At 67.5% G+C, this 19,645-nt stretch carries 20 protein-coding genes; 12 read left to right on the top strand and 8 right to left on the bottom strand.

The window, feature by feature from the left end:
• Together JHC36_RS03425 and JHC36_RS03420 are read right to left on the bottom strand one after the other, a co-directional pair.
• Positions 1 to 512 (bottom strand): RsmD family RNA methyltransferase (locus JHC36_RS03425; RefSeq protein ID WP_503006819.1); only part of this gene is annotated, 512 nt, incomplete at its 3' end.
• 2 nt (positions 513 to 514) lie between these two features.
• Positions 515 to 2,917 carry a Lon protease family protein gene (locus JHC36_RS03420; protein ID WP_287915885.1) on the bottom strand — a complete coding sequence of 801 codons (2,403 nt, stop codon included), beginning with the start codon at positions 2,915 to 2,917 and terminating at the stop codon, positions 515 to 517.
• Between the two features lie 164 nt (positions 2,918 to 3,081).
• On the opposite strand from JHC36_RS03420, the gene JHC36_RS03415 reads away from it, so the two are divergent.
• The 3 genes from JHC36_RS03415 to JHC36_RS03405 are packed head-to-tail and all read left to right on the top strand — an operon-like array spanning position 3,082 to position 6,287.
• Positions 3,082 to 4,698: a thymidine phosphorylase family protein gene (locus tag JHC36_RS03415; RefSeq protein WP_287915883.1), complete on the top strand. Its 1,617-nt coding sequence runs from the start codon at positions 3,082 to 3,084 to the stop codon at positions 4,696 to 4,698.
• The gene (locus tag JHC36_RS03410) at positions 4,698 to 5,612 is read left to right on the top strand and encodes a ribose-phosphate diphosphokinase (RefSeq protein WP_287915881.1); all 915 of its coding nucleotides are present in this window, start codon (positions 4,698 to 4,700) and stop codon (positions 5,610 to 5,612) included. Before JHC36_RS03415 ends, JHC36_RS03410 begins: the two co-directional genes overlap by 1 nt.
• Before the next feature lie 45 nt (positions 5,613 to 5,657).
• Positions 5,658 to 6,287 (top strand): LysE family translocator, encoded by a 630-nt coding sequence (locus tag JHC36_RS03405; RefSeq protein ID WP_287915878.1) that lies wholly within the window; start codon positions 5,658 to 5,660, stop codon positions 6,285 to 6,287.
• A gap of 76 nt (positions 6,288 to 6,363) precedes the next feature.
• Here JHC36_RS03405 and JHC36_RS03400 read toward each other — a convergent pair whose 3' ends face one another.
• Together JHC36_RS03400 and JHC36_RS03395 are read right to left on the bottom strand one after the other, a co-directional pair.
• Positions 6,364 to 7,707 (bottom strand): M16 family metallopeptidase, encoded by a 1,344-nt coding sequence (locus tag JHC36_RS03400; RefSeq protein WP_503006817.1) that lies wholly within the window; start codon positions 7,705 to 7,707, stop codon positions 6,364 to 6,366.
• Between the two features lie 21 nt (positions 7,708 to 7,728).
• On the bottom strand, positions 7,729 to 9,138 hold the full coding sequence (locus JHC36_RS03395; protein ID WP_287915873.1) for a M16 family metallopeptidase: 1,410 nt from the start codon (positions 9,136 to 9,138) through the stop codon (positions 7,729 to 7,731).
• Positions 9,139 to 9,167: 29 nt separating this feature from the next.
• Here JHC36_RS03395 and ftsY point away from each other — a divergent pair, with 29 nt between their 5' ends.
• Positions 9,168 to 10,460, top strand: a complete 1,293-nt coding sequence (ftsY, locus tag JHC36_RS03390; protein ID WP_287915870.1) for a signal recognition particle-docking protein FtsY — start codon at positions 9,168 to 9,170, stop codon at positions 10,458 to 10,460.
• A gap of 7 nt (positions 10,461 to 10,467) precedes the next feature.
• Here the strand turns inward: ftsY and JHC36_RS03385 are convergent, their stop codons facing one another.
• Positions 10,468 to 10,695 carry a zf-HC2 domain-containing protein gene (locus tag JHC36_RS03385; protein WP_287915867.1) on the bottom strand — a complete coding sequence of 76 codons (228 nt, stop codon included), beginning with the start codon at positions 10,693 to 10,695 and terminating at the stop codon, positions 10,468 to 10,470.
• 8 nt (positions 10,696 to 10,703) lie between these two features.
• Complete coding sequence (locus tag JHC36_RS03380; RefSeq protein WP_503006820.1) at positions 10,704 to 11,282, bottom strand: sigma-70 family RNA polymerase sigma factor; 579 nt, start codon at positions 11,280 to 11,282, stop codon at positions 10,704 to 10,706.
• Between the two features lie 223 nt (positions 11,283 to 11,505).
• Between JHC36_RS03380 and JHC36_RS03375 the strand changes: the two genes are divergently transcribed.
• Genes JHC36_RS03375 through JHC36_RS03360 form a run of 4 tightly spaced genes read left to right on the top strand, consistent with a single transcriptional unit; the run spans position 11,506 to position 14,098 of the window.
• A complete protein-coding gene (locus tag JHC36_RS03375) occupies positions 11,506 to 11,784 on the top strand; it encodes a BufA1 family periplasmic bufferin-type metallophore (RefSeq protein WP_287915863.1) in 279 nt (92 codons plus the stop codon).
• A 36-nt stretch (positions 11,785 to 11,820) separates the two neighbouring features.
• Positions 11,821 to 12,762: an MbnB/TglH/ChrH family RiPP precursor modification enzyme gene (locus tag JHC36_RS03370; protein WP_287915861.1), complete on the top strand. Its 942-nt coding sequence runs from the start codon at positions 11,821 to 11,823 to the stop codon at positions 12,760 to 12,762.
• The gene (locus JHC36_RS03365; protein WP_287915858.1) at positions 12,759 to 13,586 is read left to right on the top strand and encodes an HvfC/BufC family peptide modification chaperone; all 828 of its coding nucleotides are present in this window, start codon (positions 12,759 to 12,761) and stop codon (positions 13,584 to 13,586) included. Before JHC36_RS03370 ends, JHC36_RS03365 begins: the two co-directional genes overlap by 4 nt.
• A 29-nt stretch (positions 13,587 to 13,615) precedes the next feature.
• Positions 13,616 to 14,098 (top strand): DoxX family protein, encoded by a 483-nt coding sequence (locus tag JHC36_RS03360; RefSeq protein WP_287915855.1) that lies wholly within the window; start codon positions 13,616 to 13,618, stop codon positions 14,096 to 14,098.
• 43 nt (positions 14,099 to 14,141) lie between these two features.
• Here the strand turns inward: JHC36_RS03360 and JHC36_RS03355 are convergent, their stop codons facing one another.
• On the bottom strand, positions 14,142 to 15,284 hold the full coding sequence (locus JHC36_RS03355; RefSeq protein ID WP_287915852.1) for a glycosyltransferase family 4 protein: 1,143 nt from the start codon (positions 15,282 to 15,284) through the stop codon (positions 14,142 to 14,144).
• Positions 15,285 to 15,825: 541 nt separating this feature from the next.
• Here JHC36_RS03355 and JHC36_RS03350 point away from each other — a divergent pair.
• The 4 genes from JHC36_RS03350 to JHC36_RS03335 all read left to right on the top strand — a co-directional run bounded on the left by JHC36_RS03350 (position 15,826) and on the right by JHC36_RS03335 (position 18,011).
• The gene (locus tag JHC36_RS03350; protein WP_287915849.1) at positions 15,826 to 16,212 is read left to right on the top strand and encodes a type II toxin-antitoxin system RelE/ParE family toxin; all 387 of its coding nucleotides are present in this window, start codon (positions 15,826 to 15,828) and stop codon (positions 16,210 to 16,212) included.
• The gene (locus JHC36_RS03345) at positions 16,193 to 16,513 is read left to right on the top strand and encodes a helix-turn-helix domain-containing protein (RefSeq protein WP_287915846.1); all 321 of its coding nucleotides are present in this window, start codon (positions 16,193 to 16,195) and stop codon (positions 16,511 to 16,513) included. Before JHC36_RS03350 ends, JHC36_RS03345 begins: the two co-directional genes overlap by 20 nt.
• 4 nt (positions 16,514 to 16,517) lie before the next feature.
• Positions 16,518 to 16,667: an AbrB/MazE/SpoVT family DNA-binding domain-containing protein gene (locus JHC36_RS03340; protein WP_287915843.1), complete on the top strand. Its 150-nt coding sequence runs from the start codon at positions 16,518 to 16,520 to the stop codon at positions 16,665 to 16,667.
• A gap of 37 nt (positions 16,668 to 16,704) precedes the next feature.
• Positions 16,705 to 18,011, top strand: a protein-coding gene (locus JHC36_RS03335) for an IS3 family transposase (RefSeq protein WP_287915887.1) whose coding sequence is annotated in 2 segments (ribosomal slippage) — positions 16,705 to 17,065 and positions 17,065 to 18,011 — 1,308 coding nt in all. Because the reading frame shifts where the segments join, the coding sequence is not laid out codon by codon here.
• Between the two features lie 124 nt (positions 18,012 to 18,135).
• Here the strand turns inward: JHC36_RS03335 and JHC36_RS03330 are convergent.
• On the bottom strand, positions 18,136 to 19,645 hold a 1,510-nt coding region (locus JHC36_RS03330), incomplete at its 5' end, for a glycosyltransferase (RefSeq protein WP_287915840.1).

The following is a 19,645-nucleotide window of genomic DNA, read 5'->3' as shown; positions in this document are numbered from 1 at the left end:
GGCGCCTCGAGGTAGAGGTACGCGCCCCGTTTGAGCGCCGCGGCCGCCGCGGGCAGCGCCGCAGCATACAGCGCCTGGGCATCGAACGGTGGGTCGAGCAGGACGAGGTCGAGGCTGGCCGGCGCCGCCGAGCGCAGCGCCGCGACGCCGTCGCCGCGCTCGATGCGCACCGCCTCGGCGCCCAGGCGCGCCTGAAGCGCGGCCAAGCGCTCGACCAGGCCCGCATCCCGCTCGACCAGCCGCACTTCGCGCGCGCCGCGCGAGGCCGCCTCGAAGCCGAGCGCGCCCGTGCCCGCAAACGCATCGAGGCAGCGCCAACCGGACAAATCCTGGCCGAGCCAGTTGAACAAAGTCTCACGCACGCGGTCGGGCGTGGGGCGCAGGCCCGGCCGCTCGGGCACGGCGATGCGCGTGCGTTTCCACTGCCCGCCGATGATGCGGATTTCATGCGGCGGCGCCGCGCGCGCTGGCGTGGGCGCCGGCGGGCTCTGGGGGCGACGTGTGGTAGCCACGGTCAGCGCCCCCAGCCACGCCAGGCGCGGCGATAGCTGCGCAGCGTCTGCAGCGCGCGGCCATAGACGGTGTCTTCACCGCCCCGGGCTTCGGCGGCGTCGAATCCGGCCGGCGTGCCGGTCAGCACCTCGATGCCTTCGCTGACGTGGGCGAAGGTCAGCACGCGAAAGCGCCCCGCAGCTACGGCCTCGACCACGCGGTCGGCCAGCATCAGATGGCGCTGGTTGCGCGCCGGAATCAGCACGCCCTGGCTGCCATCGAGGCCGGCTTCGGCGCACACATCGAACCAGCCTTCGATTTTTTCGTTGATGCCGCCCACGGGCAGCACCTCGCCGTGCTGGTCGAGCGCGCCGGTGACGGCCAAGCCCTGGGCCAGCGGCAGACCCGAGAGCGCCGAGAGCAGCGCGAACAATTCGGCGCACGAGGCCGAGTCGCCCTCGATGCCGTCGTATTCCTGCTCGAACGCCAGCGATGCGGCCAGCGCCAGCGGCGCAGCATCGGCAAACAGCGCCGACAGAAAGCCCTTGAGGATCAGAACCCCCTTGGCATGGATGGGCCCGGAGAGCTCGACTTCGCGCGCGAGGTCGATGATGCCCTCGCGCCCGGGCCAGCAGCGCGCGCTCACGCGCACCGGCAGGCCAAAGCGCGTGTCACCGAGGTCGATCTGCGTGAGTCCGTTGACCCGGCCGAGCAAGCCGCCTCGGGTCGCGATCAGCCGCTCGCCCTCGGCGATGGCTTCGCGCTGGCGGTCGGCCAGGTAATCGTGCCGGCGGCTGCGCGCGCGCAAGGCCTCGGCGACGTCGGCGGCCGCCACGCACGCGGCGCCGCGCTGCTGCGCCAGCGCCGCGCTTTCGATGACGAGCGCCTCGGTGTGCGCGAAGATGGCGCTTTGGCGGGTTTGATCGTCGGCCTGGCGGTGCATGTCTTCGAGCAGCCGCGCGACCGCGCCGGCGTCGAAAGGCGGCAGCGCGAGCCGTGCGCAGCATTGCGCGACGAACACCGCGCTGGCATGCCAGGTCTCGGCGCTGGCGCGAAACTGCTCGGCGAAATCGACCTTGATGCGAAAGTGCCGCGCGAATTCGGGGTCGGCTTCCTGCAGCTCGTAATAGCTCTCGACCGTGCCGATGAGCACGATCTTGACATCCACGTCGACCGCCTCGGGTTCGAGCGACACCGCCGCCAGCGGCGCATACGCCGTGCCCGGCTCTTCGATCTGCAGCCGCGCGCTGCGCAGAAAGCGGCGCAGTTTTTCCCACACCAGCGGGTCGGCGAGCAGGTCGCGCAGATGCAGCATCAAAAAGCCGCCGTGGGCGCGCAGCAGACTGCCGGCGCGGATGCGTGAGAAGTCGGTGACGAGCACATCGTCTTCGGACTGGTATTCGATGCTGCCGAACAGCAGCCGAAACAGCGGGTTGTTTTCCTCGATGACGGGCGCGCCTTCGAGGCCGGAGTTGTCGACCACGACATTGACGCGGTAGCGCGCGACCACCCCTTCGAGCGCCTCGGCGCGCTCGGCGTCTTCGTCCTCATCGGCGGCCGGGGCGGAGAACACATCGACATGGTCGAGCACGTCGGCTTGCAGCGCATCGATCCAGCGCGCGATCTTGGCTGCGTCGGCCGCAGCCGGGTCGATGGCCGAGCGCAACTCGGCCAGCGCTTGTTGGAGCCAGGGACGAGCGACCTCCCGGCGCAAAGCGCCCAAGGCCCGCTCGAGTTCGCGCTCGAGCGCGTTGCTCTCGTCGACGAAACGGTTGATCTGTACGCGCAACTCCTGCTCGGCACGGTCGATTTCAGAGCGGCGCTCGCGCGGCATCGCCGCGAGCTGGGCCTCGGAAATCGGAGCGCCCTGCTCGTCGCGCCAGGTGAAAATCATGCGACCTTCCTCGCGCCGCAGAGCGAAATGACGCGCCTCGGCAAAAGCGACCAGCGCATCCCAGGCCGCGGCCTCGCGGGCCGCATGTTCCTTTTCGAGCGCCTCGCTGCGCTCGCGAAATGCCGGGCTGGAGAGCCGATTGGGCAGCTCGGAGCGCAACTCGTCGACGAAGGCCGCGAGCCTCTGCCGCAGCGCGCGCCCACCGCCGGCGGGCAGGCGCACGGCCAGGGGACGCTCGGGCGTCTCGAAGTGGTGCACGTAACACAGGTCGGGCGGAACCGGGCGGCCCCGCGCCTGCTCGAGCATGAGGGCGCGCAACAGCGAGCTGCGGCCGCTGCCGACCTCGCCGAGCACGAAGAGGTTGTAACCAGGCTGAGGCAGCGTGAGGCCCAGTCGGGCGGCTGTGTAGGCGCGCTCCTGCCCGATCCAAGGCAGGGGCTCGCCCTCGAGTGCGCGCGTGTCGGCAAAGCCCAGCGCGGCGGGATCGACGCGCAGGCGCAGGCGGTCAGCAGAGAGCGTCGTGGCAGGCATTCGGAGGCGAGATGCAACAGCGTTCCGGCAACGCTGCATCCGTTCCCGCGGTGGCGCGTGCCCGCAGCCGGGATGCGCGGTGCGCGAGGGATGGTTTCAGCGTGGCCTCTTGAAGGCAGAATGACGCCCGAGCTTACTTCAGGCCGAGCGGCCTCCTGCGCGACATGCCCGACGTTTCCGTTTCATCCGCCCCGACCGTCATCGCCAGTCCCGAGACTCCAGCCGAGGCGCCCCCGCGCGCCGCGCAGGCGCTCGCCGTCAAGCGCGTGGCGATCGACACCTGGAAGGAGAACGTGGCCTATTTGCACCGCGACTGTGCGGTCTACCGGGCCGAGGGGTTTCAGGCGCTCTCCAAGGTGGAGGTGCGCGCGAACGGGCGGCGCATCCTGGCCAGCGTCAACGTGGTCGACGATGCGAGCATCGTGAGCTGCGAGGAGTTGGGCCTGTCCGAGGATGCGTTCGCGCAGCTCGGCCTCGAGGACGGCCATGCGGCGACCATCCAGCAGGCCGAGCCGCCGGCGTCGATCGCCGCGCTGCACCGGAAGATCAACGGCGAGCGGCTCGACCGCGAGGCCTTCGAGCGCATCGTCGCCGACATCGCCGCGCACCGCTATTCCAAGATCGAGCTCACTGCCTTCGTGGTGGCCTGCAACCGCGGCGAGCTCGACCGCGAGGAGGTGTATTTCCTCACCGAGGCCATGGTGCAGGCCGGTCGCCGGCTCGATTGGCGCGAACCGCTGGTGGTCGACAAGCACTGCATCGGCGGCATTCCGGGCAACCGCACCTCGATGCTGGTGGTGCCCATCGTCGCCGCGCACGGGCTGCTGTGCCCCAAGACCTCCTCGCGCGCGATCACCTCGCCCGCGGGCACGGCCGACACCATGGAGGTGCTCGCCGAGGTGGCGCTGCCCTTCGAGCGACTGGCGGAAATCGTGCGCGAACACCGCGGCTGCCTGGCCTGGGGCGGCACGGCCGAGCTGTCGCCGGCCGATGATGTGCTGATCTCGGTCGAGCGGCCGCTCTCACTCGACTCGCCCGGGCAGATGGTGGCTTCGATCCTGTCGAAGAAACTCGCCGCGGGATCGACCCATCTCGTGCTCGACATCCCGATCGGCCCGACCGCCAAGGTGCGCTCCATGCCCGAGGCGCAGCGCCTGCGCCGGCTGTTCGAGTACGTGGCCGACCGGCTGCGCTTGTCGCTCGAGGTGGTCATCACCGATGGTCGCCAGCCCGTGGGCTATGGCATTGGCCCGGTGCTCGAAGCGCGCGACGTGATGCGCGTGCTCGAAAACGACCCGCGCGCCCCGAACGATCTGCGCCAGAAGGCACTGCGGCTGGCCGGGCGGCTGATCGAGTGCGACCCCGACGTGCGCGGCGGCGACGGCTTTGCGATTGCGCGCGACATCCTCGACTCGGGCCGGGCGCTCGCGCGCATGCAAGCCATCATCGAAGCCCAGGGCCGCAAGCCTTTCGACCCCGAGCATCCGCCGCTCGGTGCGCTGCAGTTCGAGGTGCGCGCCGCGGCCGACGGCGTGGTCACCGGCATCGACAATCTGCACATGGCGCGCATCGCGCGGCTGGCCGGCGCGCCGAAGGTCGCCGGCGCCGGTGTGGACCTGGCTGTCAAGCTCGGCGAGCCGGTGCGCCGCGGCGACCTGCTCTACCGTGTCTATGCGGGCTACGCGGCCGACCTCGCCTTCGCCCGCCAGGCGGCCGAGCGCGACGGCGGCTACCAAATCGGCAGCGCCAGCGCGGTGCCGCATGTCTTCGTGGAGTTTTGATGGACGCTTGCCTGCTGCATTTCGACGACGAAGCCGCGAGCGCCGCGCGGCTGGCCGCCGCCACCGGGCTCGAAGCCCGCTGCATCGAACGCCACCGTTTCCCCGATGGTGAAATTAAAGTGCGGCTGCCGCTCGAACGCGCGCCGCTGCCTCAGCAGGTGGTGCTGCTGCGCAGCCTCGCGCAGCCCAACGAAAAGCTGGTCGAACTGCTGCTGGCCGCGCAGACCGCGCGCAGCCTGGGCGTGCGCGCGCTCACGCTGGTCGCGCCCTACCTTGCCTACATGCGGCAAGACATCGCGTTCACGCCGGGCGAAGCGGTCAGCCAACGCATCGTCGGCGGTTTTCTCGCGGGCTTGTTCGACGCCGTCCTCACGGTGGACCCGCACCTGCATCGTGTCCACACCCTGGCCGAAGCCATCCCCCTGCCCGAGGAGCGTGCGCTCGCGCTGTCGGCCGCGCCCTTGCTGGCCGACTGCGTCGTCGCGCATCGGCCGCATGCCTGGCTGGTGGGGCCCGATGCCGAGTCCGAGCAATGGGTGGCACAGGCCGCCGCGCGCCACGGGCTGCGTTGGGCGGTCTGCGGCAAGCGCCGCCACGGTGACCGCCGGGTCGAGGTGACGCTGCCCGAGGGGGTGAACTTCGCCGGTGCGGCCGTGGTGTTGATCGACGACGTGGCCAGCACGGGCCACACTTTGGCCGAGGCCGCGCGGGGCCTGCATGCGGCCGGCGCCGCCTCGGTGGACGTGGCCGTCACGCATGCGCTGTTCGCGGGCGACGCGCTCGCGCTCTTGCGCGCCGCGGGCGTGGGCCGCGTCTGGAGCAGCGACAGCGTTCCTCATGAGACCAATGCCGTGCCGCTCGCGCCGCTGCTCGCGCAGGGGCTGGCGGCGCTACCGCGTGCGCTGCTTTCCTGATGCCGCCGCTCCATCGACTCGTCCTCGACCCGCCGCTTCCACACCATGCTGACCCTGGACCAACTGCTGCCGTTTCTCGCTGCCGCCGTCGTGCTGACCCTCACCCCGGGGCCGGACAACCTCATGGTGCTGAGTTTGGGCGCTTCGCGCGGCCGTGTGCAGGGGGTGGCGTTCGGGCTGGGCTGCGCCGCGGGCTGCCTGAGCCACACGCTGCTGGCCGCCTTGGGCGTCTCGGCGGCCCTGGCCGCGTCGCCGCTGGCCTTCACGCTGCTGCGGCTTCTGGGCGGCGGCTACTTGGTGTGGCTGGGCATCGGTGCGCTGCGCAGCGCGGGCAGCACGGCCCTGCCCGCCGTCGGCAGCGAGGCGCTGTCCTCACCCGGGCGCGCCTTTGCGCGTGGCGTGCTGGCCAATGCCATCAACCCCAAGGTGGCGCTGTTCTTCCTGTCCTTCCTGCCCCAGTTCGTCGTTCCCGGCCATGGACAAGTGGCGCTGCAGATGACGGCGCTGGGCCTCGTGTTCACGCTGCAAGCGGCGCTGATCTTCGGCGCGCTCGGCTGGTTTGCGGGCAGCATCGGCCGCTGGCTGCAGCGTCGGCCCCGCGCGGGCCGCTGGCTCGACCGGATCGCGGGCATGGTGTTCATCGCGCTCGGGCTGCGGCTGGCGCTCGCCCGTTGAATTCAGGCAACGCTGAACAAGCCCCTCGCATGCCGCACCGCCCGGCCAAGGGCGGCCTGCTTCGTCCCGTAGGGTCTCAGCGCTCGGTGCCGCCCACGACGACGGTCACCATGGCCTGGGGCTTGAGCACGCGCACCACCGCCGAGCGGATCTGCTCCAGCGTGACCGCCTGCACGCGCTCGGTCCAGGTGTCGAGGTAGTCCGCCGGCAGGTCGTACCAGGCCATGGCGGCGATGTTGTCGAGCAGCTTGCGGTTGCTGTCGATGCGCAGCGGAAAGCCCGCGATCAGCGCGCGCTGGGCGGCCTCGAGTTCTTCCGCCGTGGGGCCCTTGGCGACGAAGTCCGCCACCACCTGGCGCACGACTCCGACCGCCTGCGCGGCCTGGTCGGGCCGGGTTTGCAGGCCAATGACGAAGGGGCCGCTCTGGCGCAAGGGCTGGAAGTCGCTGTAAACGCTGTAGCTCAGGCCGCGCTTTTGCCGCACCTCCTCCATCAGCCGCGAGACGAAACCGCCGCCGCCCAGGATGTAGTTGCCCACCAGCAGCGGGAAGTAGTCGGGGTCGCTGCGCGCGATGCCGGGCTGGCCGACGCGCACATGCGCCTGCGCCGAACCGAAAGGCACGGCGATTTCGCGCGCGGCGGTCAGCGGCTCGACCGCCGGCAACTCGGGCAAGCTCGGGCAGCTGCGGGCATCGAGCCGCGCGAGCAGTTGCTGCACCAGGCGCTCCGCCGCGGGCCGGTCGAGCGCGCCCACGATGCTGATGCGCGCGTGGCAGGGCGCAAAACCGCGCGCATGCGCCGCGCGCAGGTCGGCCGCCTCGATGCGCGCGAGCGTCTCGGGCGTGGGGAACTGGCCATAGGGATGTCGGCCATAGATGGCGGGCATGAACTGCTGATCGGTCACGGTGGCCGGACGGGTGGCGGCTTCGCGCAGATCGGCCGAGTAGCGCGCACGCTCGCGCGCCCAGACAGCGGGGTCGAACGCGGGCTCGGCGATCTGCCGCGCCGCCAAGGCCGCGGCGCGCGCGAGCAGATCGGGCTCGGTCAGCGAGCGCAGCGTGAGGCTCAGCCGGTCGGGCTCGACCTGCGCGTCGAGGCTCGCGCCCAAATCGGCCCAGGCCTCGCCGAGCTGGTTTTCATCGAGCGCCGGCGCGTCGCCGCGCGCCGCCACGCCTTTGGCCAGCATGAGGGCGACGCCTTGCGCCAGACCCGCCTGCGGCGCCGGGTCGCGGCGGCTGCCCGCGTCGAAGTCCAGGCGTACATCGACCATGGGGATGGCGGGGCTTTGCACCAGCGACACCCGCGCCCCGGTGGGCAGCGTCCAGCGCTCCACCGGCAGGCCCGCGACCGCCATTTTTGAAAGAAATAGGCCGATTGCCAGCGTGAATAGGAAAGGTAGTGCTCTTTTTTTCATAGTCATCGATTGCTCGTCATCCGCCGCTCAATGACGCCCCATCGGCACCGCGGGCCGGGGGCGGGGCGTGCCGCGCTGGGGCACCAGCACCGCCGTCGTTTGGCCATCCTCGCCAAAGTAACGCGCGGCGACCTCGCGCACCTGCTGGGCGCTGACCGCCCGCAGGCGCTCGATGAGGCGGGCCGACGCATCGGCCGGCAAGCCGAGGGCCCAGGCCCGACCGAGTTCGCTGGCTTGGTTCATGAGCTGGTCGCGCTTGTAGACCTCGGCCGCGACCCATTGGGTCTTCACGCGGGCGAGCTCTGCCTCGCTGACTCCCTCTTCGGCGACGCGCCGAACCTGCGCCAAAAGCGCCGCTTCGAGCTGCTCGCTCGTCTTGCCCGCGGCAGGAATGCCCTCGAGCACAAAGAGCTGCGGCCCGCGCCCCATGAGGCCGTTGCTTGCGCCCACGCGGTCGGCCAGCCGGTCGGGCCCTTGAGTGAGCGTTCGTTCGAGCCGCGCGCCTGCATAGCCGTCGAGCACGGCGGCCAGCACCGTGAGCGCGACGGCATCGCGCGCTTCAGCACTGTCGTCGAAAGCCGACAGCCGCGGCACCTTGAACGCCATGGCCACCGCCGCCTGCTCGGCCACCGCTTTGATGACCACTCGCCGCGGCCCGCGCTGCTCGGGTTCGCGCCGCGGCTTGCGCGCGGGCACCGGACGTGCGATCAAAGGGCCATAGTGCCGCTCGGCATCGGCGAGCACCTTTGCCGGGTCCACGTCACCGACCACGACCAGCGCTGCGTTGGCAGGCACATACCACTGCCGCCAGAAGCCGCGCACGTCGTCGGCCGTCATCGCATCCAAATCGTCCATCCAGCCGATCACCGGGCGGTGGTAGGGCGAGGCCACGAACGCCGTGGCATGCAGAGCCTCGGACAGCAAAGCCTGCGGGTTGTCCTCGGTGCGCAGGCGTCGCTCTTCCTTGACCACCTCGATTTCGCGGCGGAACTCGTCGTCACTCCAGGCGTTGTGGGCAAAACGCTCGGCCTCGAGCGCCATCGCATCGGCCACATGCCGCGCCGGAATCTGCTGGTAATACGCCGTGTAGTCGTAGGAGGTGAAAGCGTTCTCACGCCCACCCATCGCGGCCACCCGGCGCGAGAACTCACCCGGCCCCATGCGCGTCGTGCCCTTGAACATCATGTGCTCGAGCACATGCGCGATGCCGCTCGTGCCATCGACCTCATCGATCGAGCCCACGCGCACCCAAAGCATGTGCACGGCCGTGGGCGCGCGGCGGTCCGGCGAAACCCAAACCCGCAGGCCATTGGGTAGGGTGTGGTCGAGCAGGCCGCTCGGCGCGCCGGGGCCTGCGGAGCCCAGCGAGCCCGCCCATCCGGCACCGGACAAGACGGCCGGGCCCAGCGCCCAGCCCAGGAAAGAGCGTCGTTTCATAGAATGAGGAAGATACGAGAAACCCAAAAATGTTCAGTTTTTTCCGAAAAAAACCCAAGCCCGCCCCGGAAACACCGGCTGCGCCATCCGCCCCGGCAGCGGCTGAGGGCCCGAGCGCGGCCGTAGAGCCGGCAGCACCCGCCGGGACGCCCACCCCGGCAGCAACCATAACACCCCAACCGGCGGCGACACCTGCGGCTGCGGCGCCAGAGGCCGTCGTCGAGGTGCCACCGCTCGAGCCACCCATCCCGACCCCGCCCCAGCCCCCCCATGCCGAGCCGACCGCTGCCCCGCCCGCCGCTGCAGCCCCGCCGCACGCGGAACGGTCACCGGCCCCCGCACCGACACCGAGCCCCATTTCCGGCGCCGACGCCACACCGCCGCAGACGCCCGCGCGCAGCGGCTGGCTCGACAAGCTGCGCCAGGGCCTGCGCAAGACCGGCTCGAGCATTGCCCAGGTCTTCACCGGCACCCGGATCGACGAGGCGCTGTACGAGGAACTCGAAACCGCCCTGCTCATGGCCGACACCGGCGTCAAGGCCACCGAATTCCTGTTGGACGATCTGCGCCGCCGCGTCAAGGAAGCGCGGGCCTCGGACCCGGCTGCCGTCAAAGGCCTGCTCGCCGACGCCATCGCCGATTTGCTCGCGCCCTTGCAGAAAACCCTGGTCGTCGGCGAACGGCCCGACACCGCGCGGCCCGACGGCAGCCACGGCCCGACCGTCCTCATGGTCGTAGGCGTCAACGGCGCGGGCAAGACCACGTCCATCGGCAAACTCACCCGCCACCTCGCCGACGCCGGCGCCACCGTGCTGCTGGCCGCCGCCGACACCTTCCGTGCCGCGGCGCGCGAGCAGCTCGCCATCTGGGCCGACCGCAACACCGTCGAAATCGTGAGCCAACAAGGCGGCGACCCGGCGGCCGTCGCCTTCGACGCCGTCACCGCCGGCCGTGCCCGGGGGCGCGACGTGGTGCTGGTCGACACCGCCGGGCGCTTGCCGACGCAGCTGCACCTGATGGAAGAGCTGCGCAAGATCAAGCGCACCATCGCCAAAGCCGACGCCAGCGCGCCCCATGAAATCTTGCTGGTGATCGACGGCAACACCGGCCAGAATGCGCTCGCCCAGGTCAAGGCCTTCGACGACGCGCTCGGCCTCACCGGCCTCATCGTCACCAAGCTCGACGGCACGGCCAAAGGCGGCGTGCTCTGCGCCATCGCCCGCGAGCGGCCGGTGCCGGTGTATTTCGTCGGCGTCGGCGAAAAACTCGAAGACCTCGAAACCTTCAACGCCCGCGAGTTCGCGCAGGCGCTGCTGCACTAGGCGCTTTCTAGACGCTCCGATCCGCCGGGGCGTCCGCTTCATCCTCCGAGACGCTGTAATGGCGCCACGCCCCAAGCGCGCGGCGCAGGGTCAGCACCTGACGCTCGAAGCGCGGGCAGGCGGCGCACGCCGCCATATGCAGCCGCAAGGCCAGGCGCTCACGCCAGGGCAGCGCACGGTCTTCCCGTGCGATCACCAAGGCCGCGACTTCGCGGCAGGTGCGTTTGAGAGGCATGCGGAACATCATGCGACGGGCTTTCCGGCAAACCAGTGGATTTCGAGGCACTCGCGCAGCCGCAGCCGCGCACGGTGCAGTTGCACATACAGGTTGGTCGCGCTCAGCCCGAGTTCATTACAGATTTCCTCGCTCGAGAGCTCCAGCCACTCGCGCATCAGGAACAGCCGTCCCTGCACCGGCGGCAGCCGGTCGGTGCAGGCCTCGAGCACGGCCAAAAACTGCCGGTTGTCGAGCTCGCGCTCAGGATCGCCCCAGTCTGCCGGCAGCTCGGCAAAGTGCCCATCGGCCTTGAAGGCCATGTGCGCGAGCGGATCTTCGTCGTCATCAGCCGACGCGCCATCGACGCAAACCTCGCGCCCACGCGCACGGAATGCATCGATGATCTTGTGCTTGAGGATGCCCACGAGCCAGGTCTTGAGCTGCGCACGCCCGCCAAACGCCTGCGGCCGCGCCAGCGCCGCGAGCAGCGTCTCGGACACCGCATCCTCCGCCCAGGTTTCGTTGCGCAGCTGCAGGCGCGCAAAGCGCATCAGGTAGCTGCGCTGGGCGACGAGTTCGGCTTCGAAGTCGGTGGGATGGGGCATCGTCATGTGGGCGGCAGTTTAGGGCAACGCTGAACAAGTCCCTCGCGCGCTCGGACCGAGCTCATCTCCAAAAAGCAGATTCCGCCCGATGCCTCGCGGTTTTTTCTTGACGCCTGTAAGACACCGCGCCATCCCACGACTGACGATCAGCCACAGCGCCGATGCGGCAGCCGCCGAACCCGATGTGGCGCAACCCTCAACCCTGGAACCTAGGAGTCTCACCATGAACCAGAAAGCCCTGCTCGCCGCCGCGACCTCGCTGATGTCGCTCGCCCTGCTCTCGAGCCCCGCACTGGCGCAAAACGCCACCAAAGAGAAATGCTTCGGCATCGCCAAGGCCGGCCAGAACGATTGCGCAAACCTCTCCGGCACACATTCCTGCGCCGGTCAAGCCAAGGTCGACAATGGTAAAGACGAATGGAAGTACGTCGCGGCCGGCACCTGCAAGACCATGAACGGCATGACCATGGACGAAGCCAAGGCGGCCATGAAGAAGTCCTGATCCGCAGCCGGGTCACGCACCCACAGGCCCGCCGCCATGCCGAAGTCCAGTCGATCGACAACGCCCGCGGTGCCGCCGGTCGGCATCGGCTGGCGGCACCCTCATTACGCGGTACTGCTCGAGCAGCAGCCCGCACTCGACTTCATCGAAGTCCATTCCGAAAACTTCTTTGCCGAGGGCGGGGCCGCACTGGCCGTGCTGCGCGCGGGCCGTGACCAGTACCCCGTCAGCCTGCACGGCGTCGGCCTGTCCCTCGGCAGCGCCTGCGGCATTGATGCTTGGCATTTGGATCAGCTTGCCCGGCTCGTCGAGCGCATCGACCCGGTGCGGGTCAGCGACCACGCCAGCTTTGCGCGTATCGTCCCCAGCGCATCGACCGCGCACACCGATGCCTTGCACGCCGCCGACTTGCTGCCACTGCCCCTGTCCAACAGCGCACTCGACACCCTGTGCCGCAACGTCACGCAGGTGCAAGAGCGACTGCGCCGGCCCATCGCGGTCGAAAACCTCTCCGCCTATGTGCGCTGGCGCGATGCGCAATGGGATGAGCCGGCCTTCCTCAGCGCCCTCGCTCGTCGCACCGGCTGCCATTTGCTGGTGGACGTCAACAACCTCTACGTGAACGCGCTCAACGACGCGCGCCACTTCGGCGGCAGCGCCGACCCGCTCCAGGCATGCCAACGATGGATCGACGCCATCGACCCCGAGCATGTGGCCGAGATTCACCTCGCCGGCCACCACGACGGCGGCGGCCTGGTCATCGACGACCACGGCAGTCGCGTGATCGAGCCGGTCTGGCGGCTCTACCGCCATGCCATCGAACGCTACGGCCCGGTGCCCAGCTTGATCGAGTGGGACACCGACCTCCCAACTCTCGACGTGTTGCTCGACGAGGCGGCGCGCGCCCGCCACATCGGCTCAGCCGCACTCGCCGCCCGCGGAAGAACCGCAAGTCCTGCCCTGGAGGCCGAACCATGACCGCCACCACGCTGGCCACGCTGGAGCAGCAACAACAGACGTTGGTGGCCGCCCTCTTCGCCACTCGCGCCACCCTGGCCGACCCGACCCCATTGGACGCGACCTTGGCCCGCCCGTGGGCGATGGGGCTTGCGGCGTATCGCGCCAACGGCCACGCAACGGCCGCGCGCGCCCTGGCCGCCGCCTACCCGGTGCTGCGTGCCTTGCTCGGGCCCGACAGCTTCGACAGCCTCTCGCGGGCGTACTGGCACCACGCCCCGCCGCAACGAGGCGACCTCGCGCATTGGGGCGCCACCCTGCCAGCCTTCCTCGAAGCGGACGCGCAACTGGCCGACACGCCCTATCTCGCCGATGTCGCCCGGGTCGAATGGGGGCTGCATCGCGCGGCGAGCGCTGCCGATGGCGAGGCGGCGCCTGCGAGCTTTGCCTTGCTGGCCCAGCATGCCCCGGAACGGTTGCGCCTGCGCCTCGCGCCCGGCACCGCGCTCTACACCAGCCGCTGGCCGGTCGCATCGATGATCCTTGCGCACCAGACCGACCCGCCCGATCTGCGCGAGGCAGCCGCCCGGCTTCATGCTGGCGTGGGCGAAACCGTGCGCATCTGGCGCGAGGGTCTGCGGCCACGGCTGCGCGCGATCCAGTCCTCGGACGCGCAGCGTCTGTCGGCCGCCTTGGCCGGCGCCTCACTCCAGACGGTGATCGAGGCCGCAGAAGGCGGAGCCGAGGCGGCCCTGGCCTGGATCGGCGAGGGCATCCGCGAAGGCTGGGTGCTGGGGCTCGAACCGGACCCAGGCGAAGAGCCCACGCCGCATCCGCCCGCTTGACCGCTACTCACGCTGATGGAGGCCTGCTCATGCCCGCTCCCCTGATCCCAACCCTCCTGCGTGCGTGGTCGGTGCTCACGCGCACCCTCGACCACGCCCAGCCGCTTGCCGCCCTGCTCGCCCGCGCGTATGTGGCCGAAGGCTTCTTCCTCTCGGGCCTGACGAAGATCCGCGATTGGGACACCACCCTCGCGCTGTTCCAAGACGAATACCATGTGCCGCTGCTGCCACCAACCGTGGCGGCCGTGATCGGAACGGCGGGCGAACTGGTGCTGCCGGTGCTGCTGCTGTTCGGCCTGGGCGGCCGCTTCGCAGCACTGGGCCTCAGCGTGGTCAATGCAGTAGCCGTGCTGAGTCTGTCCGAGATCGCCCCCGCCGCCTTGCAACAGCATCTGACCTGGGGCGTGTTGCTGGCCTATCTCGCGCTGCACGGGCCGGGCGCTTGGTCGGCCGATCAACTGTGGCTCAAGCCCTGGTTGCTTCGTCGCGGACGGATCGACGCATCCAAATAGCCACAAGACAGAGCCGTTCGGCGGCAGCGCGCCAAGCGATCGCTCAGCCGCGCCGGGTCGATGCGCTCCGTTCGGCATTCGCCATGGCCTGCTCGAGGCGCTTCGTCCATGCCAGGTAAGCCACCACGTAGGCAACGCAAATCACTTGCAACACATACGTTTGCGTCTCGAAGCCAAGCGCGAACAGAGGGGGCATGGCGGCAAAGACCACCGTACGCCAAGCCGCCCCGGCATTCGGTCCGCCCCAGATGCGCTCCCCGCGCGCCTGCCGCACGGCCAGCCAAGCAGACCACAGCGAATGAAAATGGCGCGCATCCGGTGCCGTCGGACTGTGGCCGGCGCGAAATCGGCGCCAAGCCGAATACAGGGTTTCGGTCACCGGATGCAAAGCCGCCGCCAGGGCGAACCAGGGGCTGACCGTCGGGTGGGCGCGCACCAGAACGATCAGCAGGCTGGCACAGACGAAGCCGATCAAATAGGCCCCGCCATCCCCACAAAACAGAACGCCCCTCGGAAAATTGAACACCGCGAACCCGGCAACCGCTCCAACGGTCACGATCGCTGCGGAAAATAGGCCCAGGTCGCCATAACGCCACGCGACGGCAGCAACCGCCATCAAAACCGTCAGTGCAATGCCCGCCAACAGACCATGCAAACCGTCGACGATGTTCATCGCGTGCACGAGCCCTGCGACGGCGACCGCAGTCACCCCGAGGCTCAGCCAGGACGCATGAGCCAGTGCCGCGTCCACCAAGCCAATCCCCAGCGCCTCGATGCGCACGCCAGCCAGCCACCAAGCCGCCGCGCCGCAAGCGATCGCCACCGCCAGCCGTAGCCGCACGCTCAGCGACTTTCGCACATCCTCCGTCAGGCCCAAAAGCAAAAGTGGCAACAGCGCCAACAGCCACCCCATCGCCCCCGCAGGAAAGGCCCCGCGAAGCGATGCCCCCAAGCACGCCGCATCGATCCCAGCCGCTGCCGCCAAGCCGGCCGCCACCGCCACGCCCCCAATACGCGGCGTGTCTTCGTCGTGCTGCTTCTGTGGCCCGTCTCCGGGCCGATCGCCCGTCAGGTGCAGGTGACGGCCGCGCGTGCCCACGATCAAACCGGCCGTCAACAGCGATGCCAAAAATGCACCGCCGCCCGCCCACGCAGCGACCCGCCAAAAATCTCCAATGGAATTCATCTATCGGCTGACCCCAGGGCCGAGCGGTTGTTGAGACTGGCGCCGATCTTAGGGCAACGCTGAATAAGTCCCCGTGATGGCGCGCGCCTGGCCGCGGGATGGGATGCGAGGCGCAAACCGCAGCCCTAGCTGCAGCTATGGCGAGGATTTGCTTTCGACGAGACCGCCCGCAGCCGGGATGCGCGACGCGCCAGGGACTTGTTCAGCGTTGCCTTAGAGCAACGCAGGACAGGTCCCGCGGGTACCGTGCGGCCATCACTGGGGGCTGCTTCGGCGTTACCCCGAGCCGGGTTTTCAGGCCGAACCCGGAAAGCAAAGCCCAAACGAAAAAGCCCAAGCAGTGAGGCTTGGGCCCGAGCATATGGTGGCGGAGCACGGAACCGAACCGACGCCGGATTCTCAGTTCCCATAGTAAAGCAAGGCTCTTGAGGGCGGACACCTGTACGAAACGGGCAATTCGGGATCGCGCACCGGTAGATGACTGCGCCGGCCGGCGAACCCTCTACTGGAAATCTATTGCACTAAGTGGTATGCTTTGCCGATGAGAAGAGTGTTCCGCACCCGAACCTTCACCCGCTGGATGCGGAAGGCAGGCCTGACAGATGACGCCCTCTGCGATGCCGTCTCCGAGATGGTTCAGGGGCTCATCGACGCTGATCTGGGTGGCCATGTGGTGAAGAAACGGGTCGCGCTACCTGGTCAGGGCAAGCGCGGTGGAGCGCGCACCATCGTCGCGACCAAGCTGGCCGACCGGTGGTTCTTTCTCTACGGCTTTGGGAAGAATGAACGGGCCAATATCGACAAGGACGAACTGAAGGTGCTCCAGGAGGTGGCGAAAGACCTGCTGGGGTTTGACGACCGCCAGTTGGCGACCGCCCTGGCGGCGGGCGAGATTGTGGAGGTATGCAATGGCAACGACCAAACGTAAGAGCCGTATCCTGGACGAGATGCATGAAACCGCGCGCGGGCTGCACAGCGCCGGGCTCATCAGCAAGCGCCGCATGGGCGAGTTTGATGCGCTGTGCCATCTCGACGTCCACGAGATGCCGCCGCAGCGGATCAAATCGCTGCGCGAGCAGGCTCACCTGAGCCAGGCGGTGTTTGCGGCCGTACTCAATACCAGCTTGTCCACGGTGCAGAAATGGGAAGTTGGCGACAAGAAGCCGAGCGGCCCGTCCCTGAAACTCCTCAACCTGATCGAGCGCAAAGGGTTGGAGGCGGTGCTGTGAGGCTATGAAGTCCCCGGAACAAGCCATGCTCGATGCGATTGCGCGCGATATCGATCAGCATCCCGACGTGTTGCGCCCGGTCGATGCCAAACTCGCAGGGCGTTGTCGCGCACTGAGCGCAGGCTTTGACGTCGATCTCGATGTTCCTCTGTGAGATAGCCCCCTGAATCCCCGGACCTGTCCTATCGCTTATCTTTGAAGACAGGAGTAGGACTAAGAGTACGACCAGGCATACCGATACTGTTGAAGTCATCTTGAAAGACCAGCGCCGCAGGCGCTGGTCCCCCGCGGAGAAAGCCGCGCTGGTGCGACGCACCTATGAGCCGGGCATGAGCGTGTCGCTCGTAGCGCGCCAAGAAGGTGTGGCGGCCAGTTTGTTGTTCCAGTGGAGAAAGCTTGATCGGCAAGGCGCATTGACGGCCGTCAGAGCTGGGGAGGCGGTGGTGCCGGCCTCGGAACTGGCTGCGGCTCGCGCCGAGATCGCCAAGCTGCAGCGGGTGCTGGGCAAGAAGACCCTGGAGAACGAAATCCTCAAGGAAGCCGTGGAGTGTGCCGCCGCAAAAAAGTGGATTGCGCGCTCGCCCTTGTTGCCCGGGGACGACCAATGAAGACGGTCTGCCGCGTGCTGGGCGTGGCGCGCTCACATGTGCACGATCGGCACCACCGCAGCGAGGACTGGCGGGATGCCCGCAGAGGGCGAACGCCAGCGGGTGATGCACAGCTGCTGGCGGAAATCCGTCAGCAAATCGCCGACCTGCCCAGCTACGGGTATCGACGTGCCTGCGCCCTGGTCAACCGCCAGCGCAGCGCCCAGGGCAGCCCACGGGTCAACCCCAAACGGGTCTACCGCGTGATGGCCCAGGCCGGGCTGTTGCTGCCCAAGGCACCCCGACGGCGCCCGTCCAGCCGAAAGCACGAAGGCACTGTGACGGTGGGGCGCAGCAACGTGCGCTGGTGCTCCGATGGGCTGGAAATCCGGTGCGACTCGGGGCAGACGGTGACGGCCACGTTCGCCAAGGACTGCTGCGACCGCGAAGTGATCGCCTGGCGAGCCTGGGAGGGCAAAGGGCTGCCTGGTGAGCCGGTGCGCGAGATGCTCATTGAGGCGGTGGAGAAGCGCTTTGGCTCGGTGGAGGCGGTGCCCGCGGATCACCGACTGGAATTCCTCAGCGACAACGGCAGTGCCTACATCGCCGCAGACACACGTGCCCTTGCGCGCTCACTGGGCCTGACGCCGATCAACACCCCGGTGTGCAGCCCACAGAGCAACGGCATGGCCGAGAGCTTCGTCCGCACGTTCAAGCGCGACTATGTAGCCCGCATGGATCTGAGCGATGCGGCCACGGTGCTGGCGCAGTTACCGGCCGCCTTCGAGCACTTCAACGAGGTGCATCCGCACTCGTCGTTGAAAATGCGCTCACCCCGAGAGTTCCGGCGGCATCAGGCCGCTGAGGCACGCCAATCAACCGTCCAGGAAGCAGCGTTACATTGCGAATAGGACGGGTCCGGGGATACGGGGGCGAGATCAGCCCCAAGTAGAAATGTCCCACTGTTTAGAACATAAAGGGGAAGAGGTGGAGCTGATGAACATGAAGGAAGCGGGCCGGCAGGCGAAGGGCAGATCAAATTTTGCGAACCAACAAAACTTCCGGGCAAAGATAGCCGAAAAGCGCAGAAGGCACTTGGGGCTCGCTCCATGCAATCTGATCGAAATACGCATTGAACTCACGCAAGAAATTGATCTGCCCCAAGTTCACCGAGCCACGCAGGTCAGCCACGCAGTGTCCGCCCTGCTTCCAAATTTCACGGAGACGCGACGTTGAAAGTGGAAAATCCTGAGCCCGGAAGACATGACAGACATGCTCGCCGACGGCTGACTTCCTCCAAGACTCCAAGTATTTCCGTAGCACTATGTTTGTCTTCCGCAACTGGGCGACGTTATCACGGCGAGTAATCGACTGTGTGTGAACACGGTGATAGTACAAAGGCTCCGCAAGGTAGTATAGTTTGTGATTTTGCGCAACACGCAGTGCGAGCTCCCAGTCTTGTACACCTGAATACTGCGGATCACAGCCTCCAAGCGATCTGTAAACGCTGCGGCGGATCACCTTGAGATGTGAAGCCACCATTCCATCAAAAAGATCTTCGGCGATGTGATCTTGTGATTTGAATTTCACTCGGTCATACCCACCATAGCGTGCTATTCGCACCGGCACCCCCATCTCGTCAATGTCCACGCGATCTGTGAAGAGGTAGTCGACCTCTGGCCTGCTCATTAAGGTAGCGCTTACCGCTTCTAATGCGCCAGGCGCAAGATAGTCGTCACAATCAAGGAAGGCCACATATTCACCGTGCGCCATTTCCACTGCCAAGTTTTGTATCGCACTAATGCCTTTATTTAAAGGCTCTCGCCTAAAAAGCAAGCGTCGGTTAGTGTTACTGTCGCGCAATTCCTCAATCAGCATGGAAACACGAGGATCCGGCGATCCGTCGTCCACACACACGACCTCGAACGGCACATCACCTTGATCGGACAGCGAGCATAGGCAACGCTGCAGATACTCAAAATGTCCGAAGATTGGCACCACTACGGTTAGCAGCGGGGGATCTGCGCGTATCGATAGCGGTGCCAAGTCGTGACGAATGGCTTGCGCCACCAGTTTAACCCGCATGAGCGACTCTGCTGACTTTGCAGATTCTGTGACGATCGTGAAATCATCACCACCTGTCTGAGTTGACTGATAACGGGCGATCTCCGCACCATAATCGGGATTCGAACGATAACACTGCTGAAACCAAGCGACAACCGATTCAAAAAAGAGCGGCTCGCGGTCTTCCACCATTCTTGAAATCTTCAGTCCTGCCTCTAACCAGGAGCGCCCCATGCTGACGTAGGAGCGGCGCATGCTTGATTCGTGCTGACGATAAATCGCCCAGTGACCATGAATATAGCCGAAACGTGTACCTGCTAAGGACAAGGATGTCCAGAACAGCCAATCCTCCTTGGCTCGGACGTAAGTGTCAAACCGGTGCTCGCGCAGGACCGAGCAACGGAACAAACCGCAGTGAATGGGAATGACGAAGCCTCGCTCCCAGCAGTACAGGAAGTCATGGTTGCTGAGCTCAAAGCGG

The organism is Tibeticola sp., from assembly GCF_022759015.1.
Taxonomy (GTDB): domain Bacteria; phylum Pseudomonadota; class Gammaproteobacteria; order Burkholderiales; family Burkholderiaceae_C; genus Tibeticola; species Tibeticola sediminis.
Note: the sequence above shows the minus strand (reverse complement) of the source record. Positions and strands in the feature narration are given on the sequence as shown.

What these genes read in the sequence shown, in the direction of transcription:
- JHC36_RS03420 (WP_287915885.1), bottom strand. Translation starts at nt 2,917, where the DNA reads ATGCCTGCCACGACGCTCTCTGCTGACCGCCTGCGCCTGCGCGTCGAT.
- JHC36_RS03415 (WP_287915883.1), top strand. Translation starts at nt 3,082, where the DNA reads ATGCCCGACGTTTCCGTTTCATCCGCCCCGACCGTCATCGCCAGTCCC.
- JHC36_RS03410 (WP_287915881.1), top strand. Translation starts at nt 4,698, where the DNA reads ATGGACGCTTGCCTGCTGCATTTCGACGACGAAGCCGCGAGCGCCGCG.
- JHC36_RS03405 (WP_287915878.1), top strand. Translation starts at nt 5,658, where the DNA reads ATGCTGACCCTGGACCAACTGCTGCCGTTTCTCGCTGCCGCCGTCGTG.
- JHC36_RS03400 (WP_503006817.1), bottom strand. Translation starts at nt 7,707, where the DNA reads ATGACTATGAAAAAAAGAGCACTACCTTTCCTATTCACGCTGGCAATC.
- JHC36_RS03395 (WP_287915873.1), bottom strand. Translation starts at nt 9,138, where the DNA reads ATGAAACGACGCTCTTTCCTGGGCTGGGCGCTGGGCCCGGCCGTCTTG.
- ftsY (WP_287915870.1), top strand. Translation starts at nt 9,168, where the DNA reads ATGTTCAGTTTTTTCCGAAAAAAACCCAAGCCCGCCCCGGAAACACCG.
- JHC36_RS03385 (WP_287915867.1), bottom strand. Translation starts at nt 10,695, where the DNA reads ATGCCTCTCAAACGCACCTGCCGCGAAGTCGCGGCCTTGGTGATCGCA.
- JHC36_RS03380 (WP_503006820.1), bottom strand. Translation starts at nt 11,282, where the DNA reads ATGCCCCATCCCACCGACTTCGAAGCCGAACTCGTCGCCCAGCGCAGC.
- JHC36_RS03375 (WP_287915863.1), top strand. Translation starts at nt 11,506, where the DNA reads ATGAACCAGAAAGCCCTGCTCGCCGCCGCGACCTCGCTGATGTCGCTC.
- JHC36_RS03370 (WP_287915861.1), top strand. Translation starts at nt 11,821, where the DNA reads ATGCCGAAGTCCAGTCGATCGACAACGCCCGCGGTGCCGCCGGTCGGC.
- JHC36_RS03365 (WP_287915858.1), top strand. Translation starts at nt 12,759, where the DNA reads ATGACCGCCACCACGCTGGCCACGCTGGAGCAGCAACAACAGACGTTG.
- JHC36_RS03360 (WP_287915855.1), top strand. Translation starts at nt 13,616, where the DNA reads ATGCCCGCTCCCCTGATCCCAACCCTCCTGCGTGCGTGGTCGGTGCTC.
- JHC36_RS03355 (WP_287915852.1), bottom strand. Translation starts at nt 15,284, where the DNA reads ATGAATTCCATTGGAGATTTTTGGCGGGTCGCTGCGTGGGCGGGCGGC.
- JHC36_RS03350 (WP_287915849.1), top strand. Translation starts at nt 15,826, where the DNA reads ATGAGAAGAGTGTTCCGCACCCGAACCTTCACCCGCTGGATGCGGAAG.
- JHC36_RS03345 (WP_287915846.1), top strand. Translation starts at nt 16,193, where the DNA reads ATGGCAACGACCAAACGTAAGAGCCGTATCCTGGACGAGATGCATGAA.
- JHC36_RS03340 (WP_287915843.1), top strand. Translation starts at nt 16,518, where the DNA reads ATGAAGTCCCCGGAACAAGCCATGCTCGATGCGATTGCGCGCGATATC.